Source organism: Parasphingomonas halimpatiens (genome assembly GCF_036663795.1).
Lineage (GTDB): Bacteria > Pseudomonadota > Alphaproteobacteria > Sphingomonadales > Sphingomonadaceae > Sphingomonas.
The window spans coordinates 100,286-114,803 of sequence record NZ_JAXOJP010000012.1; the positions used below are offsets into that span (position 1 = coordinate 100,286).

Annotated in this window: 12 protein-coding genes; 3 read left to right on the plus strand and 9 right to left on the minus strand. The window is 67.1% G+C overall.

The genetic code is table 11. The features are described 5' to 3' along the window. Positions 1-92: 92 nt before the first annotated feature. From aceA to U1839_RS14075, 3 genes are all read left to right on the plus strand, one after another. The gene (gene aceA / locus U1839_RS14065; protein WP_332804234.1) at positions 93-1,370 is read left to right on the plus strand and encodes an isocitrate lyase; all 1,278 of its coding nucleotides are present in this window, start codon (positions 93-95) and stop codon (positions 1,368-1,370) included. After that, entirely contained in the window at positions 1,370-1,528 is a 159-nt protein-coding gene (locus U1839_RS14070; RefSeq protein ID WP_332804235.1) for a hypothetical protein, read from the plus strand. Before aceA ends, U1839_RS14070 begins: the two co-directional genes overlap by 1 nt. A gap of 117 nt (positions 1,529-1,645) precedes the next feature. Then, positions 1,646-2,047, plus strand: coding sequence for a nuclear transport factor 2 family protein (locus U1839_RS14075; RefSeq protein WP_332804236.1), 402 nt, complete (start codon positions 1,646-1,648; stop codon positions 2,045-2,047). An 84-nt stretch (positions 2,048-2,131) separates the two neighbouring features. Here the strand turns inward: U1839_RS14075 and acnA are convergent, their stop codons facing one another. The 9 genes from acnA to U1839_RS14120 all read right to left on the minus strand — a co-directional run bounded on the left by acnA (position 2,132) and on the right by U1839_RS14120 (position 14,371). After that, the gene (gene acnA / locus U1839_RS14080) at positions 2,132-4,807 is read right to left on the minus strand and encodes an aconitate hydratase AcnA (RefSeq protein ID WP_332804237.1); all 2,676 of its coding nucleotides are present in this window, start codon (positions 4,805-4,807) and stop codon (positions 2,132-2,134) included. A 144-nt stretch (positions 4,808-4,951) separates the two neighbouring features. After that, on the minus strand, positions 4,952-5,491 hold the full coding sequence (gene mobA, locus U1839_RS14085) for a molybdenum cofactor guanylyltransferase (protein ID WP_332804238.1): 540 nt from the start codon (positions 5,489-5,491) through the stop codon (positions 4,952-4,954). Then, the gene (gene fdhD, locus U1839_RS14090; RefSeq protein ID WP_332804239.1) at positions 5,488-6,279 is read right to left on the minus strand and encodes a formate dehydrogenase accessory sulfurtransferase FdhD; all 792 of its coding nucleotides are present in this window, start codon (positions 6,277-6,279) and stop codon (positions 5,488-5,490) included. Before fdhD ends, mobA begins: the two co-directional genes overlap by 4 nt. Further along, the gene (locus U1839_RS14095; protein WP_332804240.1) at positions 6,276-6,503 is read right to left on the minus strand and encodes a formate dehydrogenase subunit delta; all 228 of its coding nucleotides are present in this window, start codon (positions 6,501-6,503) and stop codon (positions 6,276-6,278) included. The genes fdhD and U1839_RS14095 overlap by 4 nt, the downstream gene beginning before the upstream one ends. Next, a complete protein-coding gene (gene fdhF / locus U1839_RS14100; protein ID WP_332804241.1) occupies positions 6,500-9,337 on the minus strand; it encodes a formate dehydrogenase subunit alpha in 2,838 nt (945 codons plus the stop codon). The genes U1839_RS14095 and fdhF overlap by 4 nt, the downstream gene beginning before the upstream one ends. Before the next feature lie 4 nt (positions 9,338-9,341). Then, positions 9,342-10,829: an NADH-ubiquinone oxidoreductase-F iron-sulfur binding region domain-containing protein gene (locus U1839_RS14105; protein ID WP_332804242.1), complete on the minus strand. Its 1,488-nt coding sequence runs from the start codon at positions 10,827-10,829 to the stop codon at positions 9,342-9,344. Beyond that, positions 10,826-11,329, minus strand: coding sequence for an NAD(P)H-dependent oxidoreductase subunit E (locus tag U1839_RS14110; protein ID WP_332804243.1), 504 nt, complete (start codon positions 11,327-11,329; stop codon positions 10,826-10,828). Before U1839_RS14110 ends, U1839_RS14105 begins: the two co-directional genes overlap by 4 nt. A 73-nt stretch (positions 11,330-11,402) precedes the next feature. Further along, positions 11,403-12,308, minus strand: a complete 906-nt coding sequence (locus U1839_RS14115; RefSeq protein ID WP_332804244.1) for a LysR family transcriptional regulator — start codon at positions 12,306-12,308, stop codon at positions 11,403-11,405. A 26-nt stretch (positions 12,309-12,334) separates the two neighbouring features. Then, the gene (locus U1839_RS14120; RefSeq protein WP_332804245.1) at positions 12,335-14,371 is read right to left on the minus strand and encodes an amidohydrolase family protein; all 2,037 of its coding nucleotides are present in this window, start codon (positions 14,369-14,371) and stop codon (positions 12,335-12,337) included. Positions 14,372-14,518 lie beyond the last annotated feature (147 nt).

The following is a 14,518-nucleotide window of genomic DNA, read 5'->3' on the forward strand; positions in this document are numbered from 1 at the left end:
CGACCCGGATTGTGGGCGATAAGGCTGGCTCATGCGCGGAATTTCGTCGATCCGAGCGTCAGCAAACGCATCGCAGTGTAAAGGACGCGACAATGACTTTCGAGGATCTGGTCCCCGCCCCCACCGGCCGTTTCGACGGGATCACCCGTCCCTATACCCCGGCCGACGTGGCGAAGCTGCGCGGATCGGTCGCGATCGAGCACACGCTGGCCCGGCGCGGTGCCAACCGGCTGTGGGAACTGCTCAAGAGCGAGGATTACATCAACGCGCTCGGCGCGATGAGCGGCAACCAGGCGATGCAGCAGGTCCGCGCGGGCCTCAAGGCAATCTATCTGTCGGGCTGGCAGGTCGCCGCCGATGCCAACACCGCCGGTGCGATGTATCCCGACCAGTCGCTCTACCCGGCCAATGCCGGCCCGGACCTGGCGCGGCGGATCAACAACGCCCTCCAGCGTGCCGACCAGATCGAGCATTCGGAAGGCGGCGCCTCGCGCGACTGGTTCGCGCCGATCGTCGCCGATGCCGAGGCCGGCTTTGGCGGGCCGCTCAACTGCTTCGAGATCATGAAGGCCTATATCGCCGCCGGCGTCGCGGGGGTGCATTATGAGGACCAGCTCGCCAGCGAGAAGAAGTGCGGCCATCTCGGCGGCAAGGTGCTGATCCCGACCCAGGCGCATATCCGCAACCTCGATTCCGCGCGGCTCGCCGCCGATGTGTCGGGCGTGCCGACGATCATCTGCGCACGCACCGATGCGGAGAGCGCCAAGCTGATCACGTCGGACATCGACGAGCGCGATCACGAGTTCCTGACCGGCGAGCGGACGGCCGAAGGCTTTTTCCGCCTCAAGGACGGGACCGGCGTCGACCATTGCATCAAGCGCGGGCTGGCGTTCGCCGAGCATGCCGATCTGTTGTGGTGGGAAACCTCCTACCCCAATCTCGACGATGCGCGCCGCTTCGCCGAGGCGATCAAGAAGCAATATCCCAACAAGATGCTGGCCTATAACTGCTCGCCCAGCTTCAACTGGGAGGCCAAGCTCGACAAGGAGACGATCGCCAAGTTCCAGCGCGAGATCGGCGCGATGGGCTACAAGTTCCAGTTCGTCACGCTGGCCGGCTTCCACAGCCTCAACCACGGCATGTTCGAGCTGGCGCGCGGCTACAAGGATCGCGGCATGGCGGCCTATTCCGAGCTGCAGCAGGCCGAGTTCGCCAGCGAAGCCAATGGCTACACCGCCACGCGCCACCAGCGCGAGGTCGGCACGGGCTATTTCGATCTCGTCGCCCAGGCGGTTGCCGGCGGCGCGAGCTCGACCACCGCGCTCGGCGAATCGACCGAGGCGGCGCAATTCAGCAAGGAGGCTGCGTGATGACCGAACCCCATCGTGCCCGTGCGGTTTTCTCGACCGAGGACTTCGCCTTGATGAAGGAGGCGCTCGCCACGCTGATCGCCAAGGTCGGCGAGGATGATGTTCGGATGTCGCGGATCAGCGCGCTGTATCACCGGCTCGGCCGGGTCGGCGGCTGAACGGGAGAGTTTCCTGGGGAGGAAAGGATGCCCGTCGGGAGTGATCCCGGCGGGCATTTTCGTGGGCGTTGACCGGCCGGCACGATCGACGCAGCATGCGACGCGAAGGAGAGATCGATGATCCTGCTACCGCTCGCAATGATGGCGGCTGCCGTCGATACCGGCCCGCGCGCCGTCGCCGAGGCGACGCTGGCCGCAATCAATCGCCACGATGCTGGAGGGCTGGCAAGCCTCTACGCCGACGATGCCGTGGTGATTGCGTCGGACAGCTGCAAGCCGTCGATCGGCCCCGAACCCGTGCGGCGTGGCCATGAAGCGCTGATCAAGGCGATGCCCGATCTGACGGTCGAGGCGACCGACTGGGTCGTCGAGGGCGAGCGTGTCGCAGTCCTGTTCACCGCGCACAGCAAGGCGTTGGGATCCGGCGGCACGATGACGCTGGCGGATTTCCTTACCGTGAGGAACGGCAAGATCGTCCGCGACGTGACGATCTTCAATCCCGGTCAGCCCTGCCGCTGATCGCGACAGGCGTCGGGGAAAGCGCCACTCCCGGCGCCGCGTGAGCCGTGCGGCAGCAGCGAACGCCTTCCCCGATCGAACTTCCTATGCGGCGAGCTTGCGCAGCACGTATTGGAGGATTCCGCCATTGAGGAAATATTCGAGCTCGTTGACGGTATCGATCCGGCAGCGCGTCTTGAAGGTTTCCGTGGCGCCGTCGGCGCGGGTCAGGATGACGTCGACGACCTGACGCGGGCGGATGTCGGCGACATGCTGGATGGTGAAGCTCTCCGAACCGTCGAGCTTCAGCGTCTCGCGGCTGACGCCTTCGGCGAACTGCAGCGGCAGCACGCCCATGCCGACGAGGTTCGAGCGGTGGATGCGCTCGAAGCTCTCGGTGATGACCGCGCGCACGCCGAGCAAATTGGTGCCCTTGGCCGCCCAGTCGCGCGACGAGCCGGTGCCATATTCCTTGCCCGCGACGATGACGAGCGGCACGCCGTCCGCCTTGAAGCGCATCGCCGCGTCGTAGATCGGCATCACCTCGCCATGATAATGCGTCATGCCGCCCTCGACGCCGGGTACCATCTCGTTCTTGATGCGGATGTTGGCGAAGGTGCCGCGCATCATCACGTCATGGTTGCCGCGCCGCGCGCCATAGGAGTTGAAGTCGGCGCGGCTGACCTGATGCTCCTGCAGGAACACGCCGGCGGGTGAATCCGCCTTGATGCTGCCGGCCGGGCTGATGTGGTCGGTGGTGATCGAATCGCCGAGAATGGCGAGCGGTCGCGCCTCGATGATGTCCATCACCGGCGCCGGGGTCATCGTCATGCCGTCGAAATAGGGCGGGTTGGCGACATAGGTCGAGCCGGCGCGCCAGGTATAGGTGGCCGAGCCTTCGATCTCGATGCCGCGCCATTTCGCGTCGCCGGCATAGACATTGCCGTAGCGGTTGCGGAACATCGTGTCGTCGATGTTCGCCGCCATCGTCTCGGCGACCTCCTGGTTGGTCGGCCAGATGTCCTTGAGATAGACGTCCTGCCCGTCGCTGCCCTGGCCGATCGGCGTCTCGACCATGTCCTCGGTCACCGTGCCCTTGAGCGCATAGGCGACGACCAGCGGCGGCGAGGCGAGGAAGTTGGCGCGCACGTCGGGCGACACGCGGCCCTCGAAGTTGCGGTTGCCCGACAGCACCGAGGCGGCGACGAGATCGTTATCGGCGATCGCCGCCGAAAGCTCCGGCGCGAGCGGGCCGCTGTTGCCGATGCAGGTGGTGCAGCCATAACCGACGAGGTTGAAGCCCATCGCGTTGAGATCGTCGGTCAGCCCGGCCTTGTCGAGATAGTCGGTGACGACCTGCGAGCCAGGTGCAAGGCTGGTCTTGACCCAGGACTTGGGGGTCAGGCCGAAGGCACGCGCCTTGCGCGCGACGAGGCCGGCGGCGACCAGCACCGAGGGGTTCGAGGTGTTGGTGCAGCTGGTGATCGCGGCGATGACGACGTCGCCGTCGCCGAGATCATGGTCGCGCCCGGCGACCGCGGCGCGGACCGGCGCTTCCTTCTTGTAGACCTTGAACAGGTCGCCGTTGAACACTTCGTCGACCTTGTTGAGGCTGACGCGGTCCTGCGGGCGCTTGGGGCCGGCAAGGCTGGCGACGACGCTGCTCATGTCGAGTTCGAGCGTGTCGGTGAAGATGGGATCGGGGCTGTCGGCGTAACGCCAGAAACCCTGCGCCTTGGCATAGGCCTCGGTCAGCGCGACAGTTTCGTCGGGGCGGCCGGTCAGCCGCATATATTCCATCGTGCGTTCGTCGATCGGGAAGAAGCCGCAGGTCGCGCCATATTCCGGCGCCATGTTGGCGATCGTCGCGCGATCGGCGAGCGTCATCGCGGCAAGGCCGGGGCCGTAGAATTCGACGAAGCGGCCGACCACGCCCTTGGCGCGCAGCATCTGCGTGACGGTCAGCACCAGATCGGTGGCGGTGATGCCTTCCTTGAGCGCACCGGTCAGCTTGAAACCAACGACCTCGGGGATGAGCATCGAGACCGGCTGGCCGAGCATCGCGGCCTCGGCCTCGATCCCGCCGACGCCCCAGCCGAGCACGCCGAGACCGTTGACCATCGTGGTGTGGCTGTCGGTACCGACGAGCGTGTCGGGATAGGCCATCGTGGCGCCGTCGGTCCCCTTGGACGACCATACGGCCTGGCCGATATATTCGAGATTGACCTGGTGGCAGATGCCGGTGCCCGGCGGCACGACCGAGAAATTGTCGAGCGCCTTGGAGCCCCATTTGAGGAACTCATAGCGCTCCATGTTGCGCTGATATTCGAGATCGACATTGTCGGCGAACGCCTTGGGCGTACCGAATTCGTCGACCATCACCGAGTGATCGATGACGAGATGAACCGGGACCAGCGGATTGATCTTGGCCGCGTCGCCGCCGAGCTTGGTGATCGCATCGCGCATCGCGGCGAGATCGACGACGCACGGCACGCCGGTGAAATCCTGCATCAGCACGCGCGCCGGGCGATACTGGATCTCGCGATCGGGCGCGACGGGGTTGTTCTGCCAGTCGATGATCGCCTTGACGTCCTCGGTGGTGACGGTGACGCCGTCCTCGAAGCGCAGCATGTTCTCGAGCAGCACCTTCATCGAGAAGGGCAGCCGCGAAATGTCGCCATAGGCCTCGGCCGCCTTGGTAAGCGCGAAATAGTCGTAGGACTTGCCACCTGCGGTGAGCGTCGCGCGAGACTTTAGCGTGTCCTGTCCAATGGCGGTCATGGTGCGATGGGTCCTTCCCAAATGGGGCCTCGGGCCGGACGCGGCGGGGAGACGGCGATCAAGCCGTACGGGCGCGCCAGGTGATGGCGAATGCGAGAGTCGCGGCGGCCTTAGCAAGGGGACCGGGCTTGTGAAAGGGCGGCGTCAGTCGCGGCGCAAGATCAGCGCCGCGAGGTCCGCCGGCGTGTTGATATTCGCAAGGGCCATATCGCCCTCGAACCACTGACCGCCACAAGCCGCCAGCCAGCCGCGCATCGAGCGATCGTCGCGCTCAACGAGATGACGGTCGAGCCGATCGGCGTCTTCCGCGCGCCACAGGCCGCAGATTGGCAGCGCGCGAACCGCGACGGGTGGGCCGATCGCAAGCAGTGTTGAGACGAGGTCGGCCGGGAGTAGCGGCATGTCGCAGCCGATCGACAGCACCGCATCGAAGCCGTGATCCGCGGCATGGCGCAGCGCCGCCGCGAGGCCGCCGAGTGGCCCGAGGCCGGTTCCGGGCCTATCCGCCAGCGCCACATAATCGCCGAAGGCCCGGCCGCAGATGACGGCCTGGGCGACAAAAGGTTCGAGCGCTGACGCGGCATGCGCGATGAGCGGACGGTCATCGAGTTCGGCAAGCGCCTTGTCGCTGCCGAAGCGCCGCGATTGCCCGCCGGCAAGCACTGCGCCGAGCACGCGGGTCACGTCGCGGGCTCCGCGTCGGTGAGGTAGGCGTCGGAGCGCGCCAGCGAGACGAGCGTGAGTCCGGCCTCGGCGGCACGCGCGATGGCAAGGCTGGTCGGCGCCGAGACGGTGACCAGCATCGGGCAGCCGGCGATCGCCGCTTTCTCGACCAGTTCATAGGAGCAGCGCGACGACAGCAAAGCGAAGCCCCCGTCCCACCCCTGCCCGGCGCGCGCCATCGCGCCGATCAGCTTGTCGAAGGAATTGTGCCGCCCGACATCTTCGCGTGCCAGGCGGATCGCCCCCACGCTGTCGCAGGCCATGGCGGCATGCACCGCGCCGGTCGCTGCGTTGAGCGGCTGATGCGCGCGCATCGCGGCGAGCGCGGCGAAGATCGCTTCGCGCGGGGCCATCGCTCGTGCCGTCACCACGGGTATCGGCCGCAGCGCCGCAGCGAGATTTTCGATCCCGCACAGGCCGCAGGACGATTCCGAGACGCGGTGGCGCACACGGTCGAGAATGCGCTCGCCGCGCGCGGCGACCAGCGTGATGCGCAGCACGGTGCCGCGATCGGTATCATGCGTTTCCGCCGCGACGATCTCGGCAGCACTGTCGACGAGCCGCTCGGCAAGCGCGAAACCATAAGCGAAATCGATCAGGTCGGCGGGCGTCGCCATCATCACCGCATAGCCGATGCCGTTGAACTCGACCGCGACGGGCCGCTCGAGCGCGACCGCGCGGGTCAGGCGATGCTCGCCACCATCAGCAAGAACCTGGCGGAAGCGCGTGCCGACCGCGCCGTCACTCATGCCGCGTCGCGCGTCGCCAGCCGTGCCACGGCCTCGCGCGCCACCGGATCGAGCCCGGCGCCGCCCTGGTCGAGATGCGCGACGATCGACGCGCGCATCGCCGGATCCCAGTAATGCCAGAGGTGATCATAGGTCGCCTCGACCGCGTCGCCGGGTTGCTGATAGCCGAATTCCACCGCGATCTGATTGGCCATGTGGACCAGCTTGTCCAGCGTCCGGCTCATTCGGCCGCCACCGCGTCGATCCGCCGCGACCGCCGGCCGAGCGCGTCATAACCTTCCTGCCAGTCGGTCGGGCCGTTCGACTTGCCGACCTGCACCGCGGTGACCTTGTACTCCGGGCAGTTGGTCGCCCAGTCGCTATTGTCGGTGGTGACGACATTGGCCTGGGTCGAGGGGTGGTGGAAGGTGGTGTAGACCACCCCCGGCGCGACGCGATCGGTGACCAGCGCACGCAGCGAGGTGTCGCCGGCGCGGCTGGCGACGCGCACCCAGTCGCCCTCGACGATGCCGCGCTGCTCGGCATCGTGCGGATGGATTTCGAGCCGGTCTTCCTCGTGCCAGCGGCTGTTTTCGGTGCGCCGGGTCTGCGCGCCGACATTATACTGGCTGAGGATGCGCCCGGTGGTGAGCAGCAGCGGGAAGCGCGGACCGGTGCGCTCCTCGGTCGCGACATATTCGGTGCGCACGAACTTGCCGCGCCCGCGCACGAAGCCGTCGATATGCATGATCGGCGTGCCCGCGGGCGCCTCGGCGTTGCAAGGCCATTGCACCGAGCCGAGCTCGTCGAGCCGCGCGAAGGAAACGCCGGCGAAGGACGGCGTCAGCGCGGCGATCTCGTCCATGATCTGCGACGGATGGTCATAGGCCATGTCGTAGCCGAGCGCCTGGGCGAGCAACTGGGTGATCTCCCAGTCCTCATAGCCGTTCAACGGCGTCATCACCTTGCGCACGCGCTGGATGCGCCGCTCGGCATTGGTGAAGGTGCCGTTCTTTTCGAGAAAGGTCGAGCCGGGCAGGAAGACGTGCGCGTAGTTGGCGGTCTCGTTGAGGAACAGGTCGTGGACCACGACACATTCCATCGCCGCGAGGCCGGCCGAGACGTGGCGCGTGTCGGGATCGGACTGGAGGATGTCCTCGCCCTGGATATAGATCCCCTTGAAGCTGCCATCGACCGCGGCGTCGAGCATGTTGGGAATACGCAGGCCGGGCTCGTGATCGATCGCCACGCCCCACAGGTCGCGGAACATCTCGCGTGCGGCATCGTCGGAGACATGGCGATAGCCCGACAGTTCGTGCGGGAAGCTGCCCATGTCGCAGGCGCCCTGGACGTTGTTCTGGCCACGCAGCGGGTTCACCCCGACGCCGGGTCGGCCGATATTGCCGGTGACCATTGCGAGGTTGGCGATCGCCATCACCGTGGTCGAGCCCTGGCTGTGCTCGGTCACGCCGAGGCCGTAATAGATCGCGCCATTGCCGCCGGTGGCGAACAGCCGCGCCGCCTCGCGCAACGTCTCGGCCGGCACGCCGGTCAGCGGCGCGACCGCCTCGGGCGCGTGGCGCGGATCGGCGACGAACGCGGCCCAATCCTCATATTCGGACCAGTCGCAGCGCTCGCGAATGAACGCCTCGTCGGCGAGCCCCTCGGTGACGATGACATGCGCCATCGCGGTCAGCACCGCGACATTGGTGCCGGGCTGCAGCGCGAGATGATGTTCGGCGGCGACATGCGGGCTGCGCACGATGTCGGTGCGGCGCGGATCGACGACGATCAGCTTGGCGCCCTGACGCAGGCGGCGCTTCAGCCGGCTGGCGAACACCGGGTGCCCGTCGGTCGGGTTGGCGCCGATGATCAGCACGACATCGCTATGCTCGACGCTGTCGAAATCCTGCGTGCCCGCCGACGTGCCAAAGGTGGTCTTGAGGCCGTATCCGGTCGGCGAGTGGCAGACGCGCGCGCAGGTATCGACATTGTTGTTGCCGAAGCCGGCGCGGACCAGCTTCTGGACGAGGAAGGTCTCCTCATTGGTGCAACGGCTCGAGGTGATCCCGCCGACCGAATGCTTGCCGTACTTGTCCTGGATGCGGCGGAACTCGGACGCGGTGTACGCGATCGCCTCGCCCCAGCTCACTTCGCGCCATGGCTGGTCGATCGACGCACGGATCATCGGCGAGAGGATGCGTTCCTTGTGCTGGGCATAACCCCAGGCGAAACGGCCCTTGACGCAACTGTGACCGCGATTGGCCTTGCCTTCCTTCCATGGCACCATCCGTACCAGTTCCTCGCCGCGCATCTCGGCGCGGAAGGTGCAGCCAACACCGCAATAGGCGCAGGTGGTGACGATCGCGCGATCGGGCGTGCCGATCTCGGCGACCTTCTTCTCGACCAATGTCGCGGTCGGGCAGGCCTGGACGCAGGCGCCGCACGAGACGCATTCGCTGGAGAAAAAATCCTCCGCCTGGCTCGCCGCGACCTTGCTGGCGAAGCCCATGCCGTCGATCGTCAGCGCGAAGGTGCCCTGCACCTCGTCACAGGCGCGCACGCAGCGCGAGCAGACGATGCATTTCGACGGATCGAAATCGAAATAGGGGTTGGACGTGTCCTTGGGCTTGCCGAGATGGTTGGCACCGGCGCCATAGCGCACCTCGCGCAGCCCGACCGCGCCAGCCTGGTCCTGCAATTCGCAATCGCCATTGGCTGCGCAGGTCAGGCAATCGAGCGGATGGTCCGAGATGTAGAGCTCCATCACCCCGCGGCGCAGCTTCTTGAGCTTTTCGGTCTGGGTCCGCACGACCATCGCCGGTGCGACCGGGGTGGTGCAGGAGGCGGGGTAACCCGCCCTGCCGTCGATCTCGACCAGGCACAGCCGGCACGAACCGAAGGCTTCGAGGCTATCGGTCGCACACAACTTGGGGATGTTGGTGCCGAGCAACGCGGCGGCGCGGATCAGCGAGGTTCCTGCGGGAACGGTGATGTCCCGCCCGTCGATGCTGAGCGTGACCTGCGTCTCGCTCGTCGCCGGTCGCGTCCCCAGATCGATCTCGCCGCGCCACGCCATGTCGCTACTCCGCCGCGAGGGCGACCGGCGCCCCGCCAAAATCCTCGGGGAAATGATCGAGCGCGCTGAGCACCGGATAGGGCGTGAAACCGCCCAGGGCGCAGAGCGAGCCATATTTCATCGTTTCGCAGAGATCGCGCAGGATCTCGACTTCCCCCGCAACGTCCTGGCCCGCAATGATGCGGTCGACCGTCTCGACGCCGCGGGTCGAACCGATACGGCACGGCGTGCATTTGCCACAGCTCTCGACCGCGCAGAATTCCATCGCGAAGCGCGCCATGTGCGCCATGTCGACGCTGTCGTCGAACACCGTGATCCCGGCATGGCCGATCAGCCCGCCGGCCGCGGTGAACGCCTCATAGTCGAACGGCAGGTGGAACATCGATGGCGGGAAATAGGCGCCGAGCGGGCCGCCGACCTGCACCGCGCGCACCGGACGACCGCTTTCGGTGCCGCCGCCGATCGTCTCGACCAGTTCGCCGAGCGTGATGCCGAAGCCGATCTCGTACAGCCCACCATTGCGGACATTGCCGGCGAGTTGGACCGGGATCGTCCCGCGCGACCGACCGAAACCGACCCCCGCATAGGCTTCAGCGCCCTCGGCGAGAATGAAGGGGACCGCTGCGAGGCTGAGCGCGTTGTTGATCACCGTCGGGCGGCCGAACAGCCCGGCGATCGCCGGCAGTGGCGGCTTGGCGCGGACCTGGCCGCGCTTGCCCTCGATCGATTCGAGCAAGGCGGTTTCCTCGCCGCAGACATAGGCGCCCGCGCCGACGCGCACCTCGAGCGTGAAGGGCGCGATCCGCGTCGCCGCACCTTCGATCGCCGCGCGCATCGTCGTAACCGCAAAGGGATATTCGGAGCGGATATAGATATAACCATGCCCGGCGCCGACGGCATGCGCGGCGATCGCCATGCCCTCGATCAGGCAATAGGGGTCGCCTTCCATCAACAGCCGATCGGCAAAGGTGCCGCTGTCGCCTTCGTCGGCATTGCAGACAATGAACTTCTCGGCGCCCGCCGCATCGAGCACGGTCTGCCATTTGATTCCGGTCGGGAAGCCCGCGCCACCACGCCCGCGCAAGCCGCTGTCCCTGACTTGCGCCACGACCTCGGCTGGCGTCAGCGCGCGCGCGGCGTCAAGCCCGACCCAGCCGCCGTGCGTAGCGTAGTCGTCGAGATCAAGCGGATCGATCACGCCGCAGCGCGCGAAGGTGAAGCGCTGCTGGCTGGCGAAGAACGGCAAATCGGCGATGCGGCCGAGCTGGTTCGGGTGGCTGCCGTCCAGCACCGCGCCGACCTCGTCCGCCGCGACCGGGCCATAGGCGATCCGTCCCTCGGCGGTCTCGACCTCGACCAGCGGCTCGATGCGAAACAGGCCGTGGCTGCCGGTCCGCACCACATCCGCACCCGCCGCCGCCAGTGTTGCTGCCACCGCGTCGGCGCCGAGTGCGACCGAGGCCATATCGCGGCTGACATAGACCCGCGTCATGCGCCGACCTGCGTCACGATGCGGTCGAGCGCAGCTCCGTCGATGCGCGACACCGGCACACCATCGACCAGCGCATTGGGGCCGGTGGCGCACAGGCCCAGACAATAGACTGGTTCGAGGCTCACCTGCCCGTCGCCGCGCGTCGCGCCCATCGCCACGCCCAGCCGATCGACCGCCGCGCGCTCGATCGCCGCGCCGCCGCGTGCCTGGCAACTCTCGGCGCGGCACAGCCGCACGACATGGCGCCCGGCCGGCTGGCGGCGAAAATCATGATAGAAGGTGATGACGCCGTGCACATCGGCGCGGCTGAGGTTAAGCACCTCAGCGACGTGCGGGACCATCGCGTCGTCGAGATGCCCGAACTCCTCCTGCAGCGCATGAAGCAACGGCAGCAACGCGCCGCGTGTGTCGCCGCCGGAAAGGTGGCGGCTGATTGCCTCGGCATAAGCGGGCTCCTCACCCGCCGGCAAAGGCACGCGTTCTTGTGTCGTCGTGCTCATCGGGCGTCATGCTAGGCCAGCCGCCCGCAACAAGGTCAAATCGACAATCGCAATGCTTGATAGACAATGTCTATCAAAGTGGGGAGAAAGTGCCCGGCAGTTCGATGCGATGGGCCGCCGCCAATGCCACCTGCGCGAGCGGGCTGGACGGGCGACGATCGAGCACGACGAGCCCGACCCGGCTCGCCGCAAAGGGCTCGGCAAAGGGCAGGATCCGCGCCCAGCTGTCGCCGGGGATCAGCGCGGCATAGCCTTGCGGCACGATCGTCGCGAAGCCGCCGGCCTCGACCATCGCCAGCAAGGCGACATAGGAATCCGCCGTTGCGACGGGATGCACCGCAAGCCCGCGCGCCGCGAGATTGGCGTCGAAGATCCGCCGGTTCTGCATGCCTTCGTGCAGCAGGCACAGTGGCTGCGCCAGCACCTCGTCCCACCCCACCGCGCTGTGCGAGTCAAAGCCCTTGCCGACGCGCGCGACGAACATCGCCCGCTCGGCATAAAGCGGCACGGCGATGACCTGCGCGGGCGGCTCATGGTCGAGATAGGTCAGCCCGGCATCGAGTTCGAAGGCACCGAGCGCGCGCTCGATCTCGCGCGAGGTCAGCGACCGCACCGAGAGAGTCAGCGCCGGATTCGCCGCGCTGAACGCGCGTGCGAAATGCCCCACCGCCGGCATCGCGGCGGGGATCGCGCCGAGCCGCAAGGTGCCGTGCAATGGACCCCGCGCGGTTTCGGTGGCGTGATGGACGCCGTCGATCATCGCGATCGCCTGCTGCGCCCAGGGCAGCGCGGCGCGCCCTTCCGGCGTCAGCCCGATATAGCGCCGGTCGCGCTCGACCAGCCGCTTGCCGAGTTGCTGCTCGAGCGCGGCGATGCCCGCTGACAGCGTCGGCTGGGTGACATGGCAGGCCTCGGCAGCGCGCGCGAAGTGACCCTCGCGCGCCAGTGCGACGAAATATTCGAGCAGGCGCAGTTGCACCTTTGCCTAGCCTCTCGCCGGACGCGTTATTTCGGCCGTCCCGAAAAGCCCGCCGCGCGGCGCAGTGCATCGGCGTCGAGGAGCTTACCGTCGAGCATCACGAGCCGCGTCTGGCGGAGGTCGCCGATGCGCTGCGACGGATCGCCCTGCACGAGGACGAGATCGGCCGTCTTGCCGACCTTGATCGAACCGGTGTGGTGATCCTGCCCGACGAGACGCGCCGGCACGATCGTCGCGGCGGCGAGCGCCTCGGCCGCGGAGAAGCCCGCGTCGCGATAGATTTCGAGCTCGTGGATGATCTCGATTCCCGAGCCATCGGTGCCGGCGACGATCGGCACGCCGGCCTTGTGCATCTTGCCGAGCAGCGCGACCATCTTGGCCCAGCTCGCGCGGTAATCCGCACGCGTAAGGTCCTTCGGCACGGCAAAGCCGCCGGCGCGAAAACCGCGCTCGGTGGTCGGCGGCATGGTGCCGACGAACGGCGCGTAGGACGGCGAAAGCTCGCCATTTTCGGGCACGTAGAGCCCTTCGAAGGCGACCATTGTCGGATCGGAATAGGTGTGACGCTGCGCCATCGTCGCGATCAGCCCGCTCAGCGCCGGGCCGTCGAGATCGACGTTCTTGGCATAGCGCCCCGGTGCCTCGAAACGGCCGATGCCATTGTCGGTCGGCAACACGCTGTCGGGCATCGCCTCCATCATGATCCAGTTGATGTGGGTGACCTCGTCATAACCATCGGCGATCGCGGTCGAGGTGCGGATGCCAGCCGGGATATGACCATGGACATGGATGCCGAGCTTGTGCGCCTCGGCGATCGTCGCTGGCAACCACACCGGATTGAAGGTGCCGTAGAATTTCACGCCGGTGAAGCCGTTGGCCTTGGCCTTGCGCACCAGCGCGATCGCCTCGTCCTGGCTCGTCGCGACATTGGCGACCTGCGCGGTATACGGCCCCTTGCCGTCGATCAGCGACGACGGATAGACATGCGGGAACAATAGCTTGCCGGCGGCGACGCGGCTGCGCCGCTCGATCGTCAGCTGGTCGTTGTTGCCGGGATCGCGCACCGAGGTGACGCCAAGCGACAGTTCCTGCGGCCCGGTAAAATCGTCGCCGATATGCATGTGGCAATCCCACAGGCCGGGCACCAGCGTCATGCCCTTGCCGTCGATGACGCGCGCGCCGGCGGGCACGCGCACGCTGCGCGCCGCACCGACCGCCGTGATCACGCCCTTGCTGACCACCACGCTCTGGTCGTCGAGAAAGCGCAGGCCATCGGCATCGAACAGCCGGACATGGGTGAAGGCGACGGCGCCCTTGGGCACGGTGACGAGTGTTTGCGCGATGATCGGCGCTTGTGCCGCCATCGCCGCGGCCTGTGCCGCCTCCATGCGCTGCATCTCGCCGGCATAGGCCTCGGGCAGCCACGCGATCCCGCTCGTCACGCCGAAGAATTTGCCCTGCGCGTCGGCCCAGATCGGCAACGGCGTGGTGCCGACGCCGGTCACCGACCACAGGGTCACGGTCTGTTGCGCAGTGCCCGATCCGACCGCCAGCGTCGCCATCTTGGTCGCATGCGCCTCGCCACCCGGCAGCAGGCGGAGCGACTTGCCTGGGCTCGCCAGCAGGCGTTCGAGGAACCAGGCGTTGGTGTCCATCGGGCCGCCGACGGTCGCGTAGAAGCCCGGCGCGGTATAGGCCGCGCTGCCGGCATCGATCTGGCTCTTCCACTGCGCCTTGCCGCCGCTGACCGTAAAGGTCTCGCCCGCATCGCCCGTCGGCGTCACGCCGTGGATCGCGACCTCGGCCGGCATACCGTCGCTGCCCTGCACGCCGCGATAGTCGATCTCCCACACCTGGCCGCGCAGGTTCATGCTCTCGCGCGCCATCCGCGTGCCGTCGGGCAGCGTCCAGCTCCACGAATCGCCATGCTTGCCGCCGGTCGATTCGATGATGAAATGGCGGGCATCGGCCGGCGGCCTGGCCAGCTGGTCGACCGGCGTCTGCGCCAGTACCGATGATGACAGCAAACCGGTCACGGCCAAGGCCAGCAAGCGACGCTTCATGCTTCCCCCCAATATCTTCGATCGAACGCCGACTGTTGTAGATCGATAGGTCACCACGGGCAACATGGCGGAGATCATCGGCGGCCGGTCGATTTACCCCAGGCTAAGCATGTCGAAAGCTGGCCGGACACCACAGAGCCTGATACG

Bases quoted from the DNA above. Each gene is read 5' to 3' on its own strand.
- U1839_RS14070 (WP_332804235.1), top strand. From the start codon at position 1,370: ATGACCGAACCCCATCGTGCCCGTGCGGTTTTCTCGACCGAGGACTTC.
- fdhF (WP_332804241.1), bottom strand. From the start codon at position 9,337: ATGGCGTGGCGCGGCGAGATCGATCTGGGGACGCGACCGGCGACGAGC.
- U1839_RS14075 (WP_332804236.1), top strand. From the start codon at position 1,646: ATGATCCTGCTACCGCTCGCAATGATGGCGGCTGCCGTCGATACCGGC.
- U1839_RS14120 (WP_332804245.1), bottom strand. From the start codon at position 14,371: ATGAAGCGTCGCTTGCTGGCCTTGGCCGTGACCGGTTTGCTGTCATCA.
- fdhD (WP_332804239.1), bottom strand. From the start codon at position 6,279: ATGAGTGACGGCGCGGTCGGCACGCGCTTCCGCCAGGTTCTTGCTGAT.
- U1839_RS14095 (WP_332804240.1), bottom strand. From the start codon at position 6,503: ATGAGCCGGACGCTGGACAAGCTGGTCCACATGGCCAATCAGATCGCG.
- U1839_RS14110 (WP_332804243.1), bottom strand. From the start codon at position 11,329: ATGAGCACGACGACACAAGAACGCGTGCCTTTGCCGGCGGGTGAGGAG.
- acnA (WP_332804237.1), bottom strand. From the start codon at position 4,807: ATGACCGCCATTGGACAGGACACGCTAAAGTCTCGCGCGACGCTCACC.
- aceA (WP_332804234.1), top strand. From the start codon at position 93: ATGACTTTCGAGGATCTGGTCCCCGCCCCCACCGGCCGTTTCGACGGG.
- U1839_RS14105 (WP_332804242.1), bottom strand. From the start codon at position 10,829: ATGACGCGGGTCTATGTCAGCCGCGATATGGCCTCGGTCGCACTCGGC.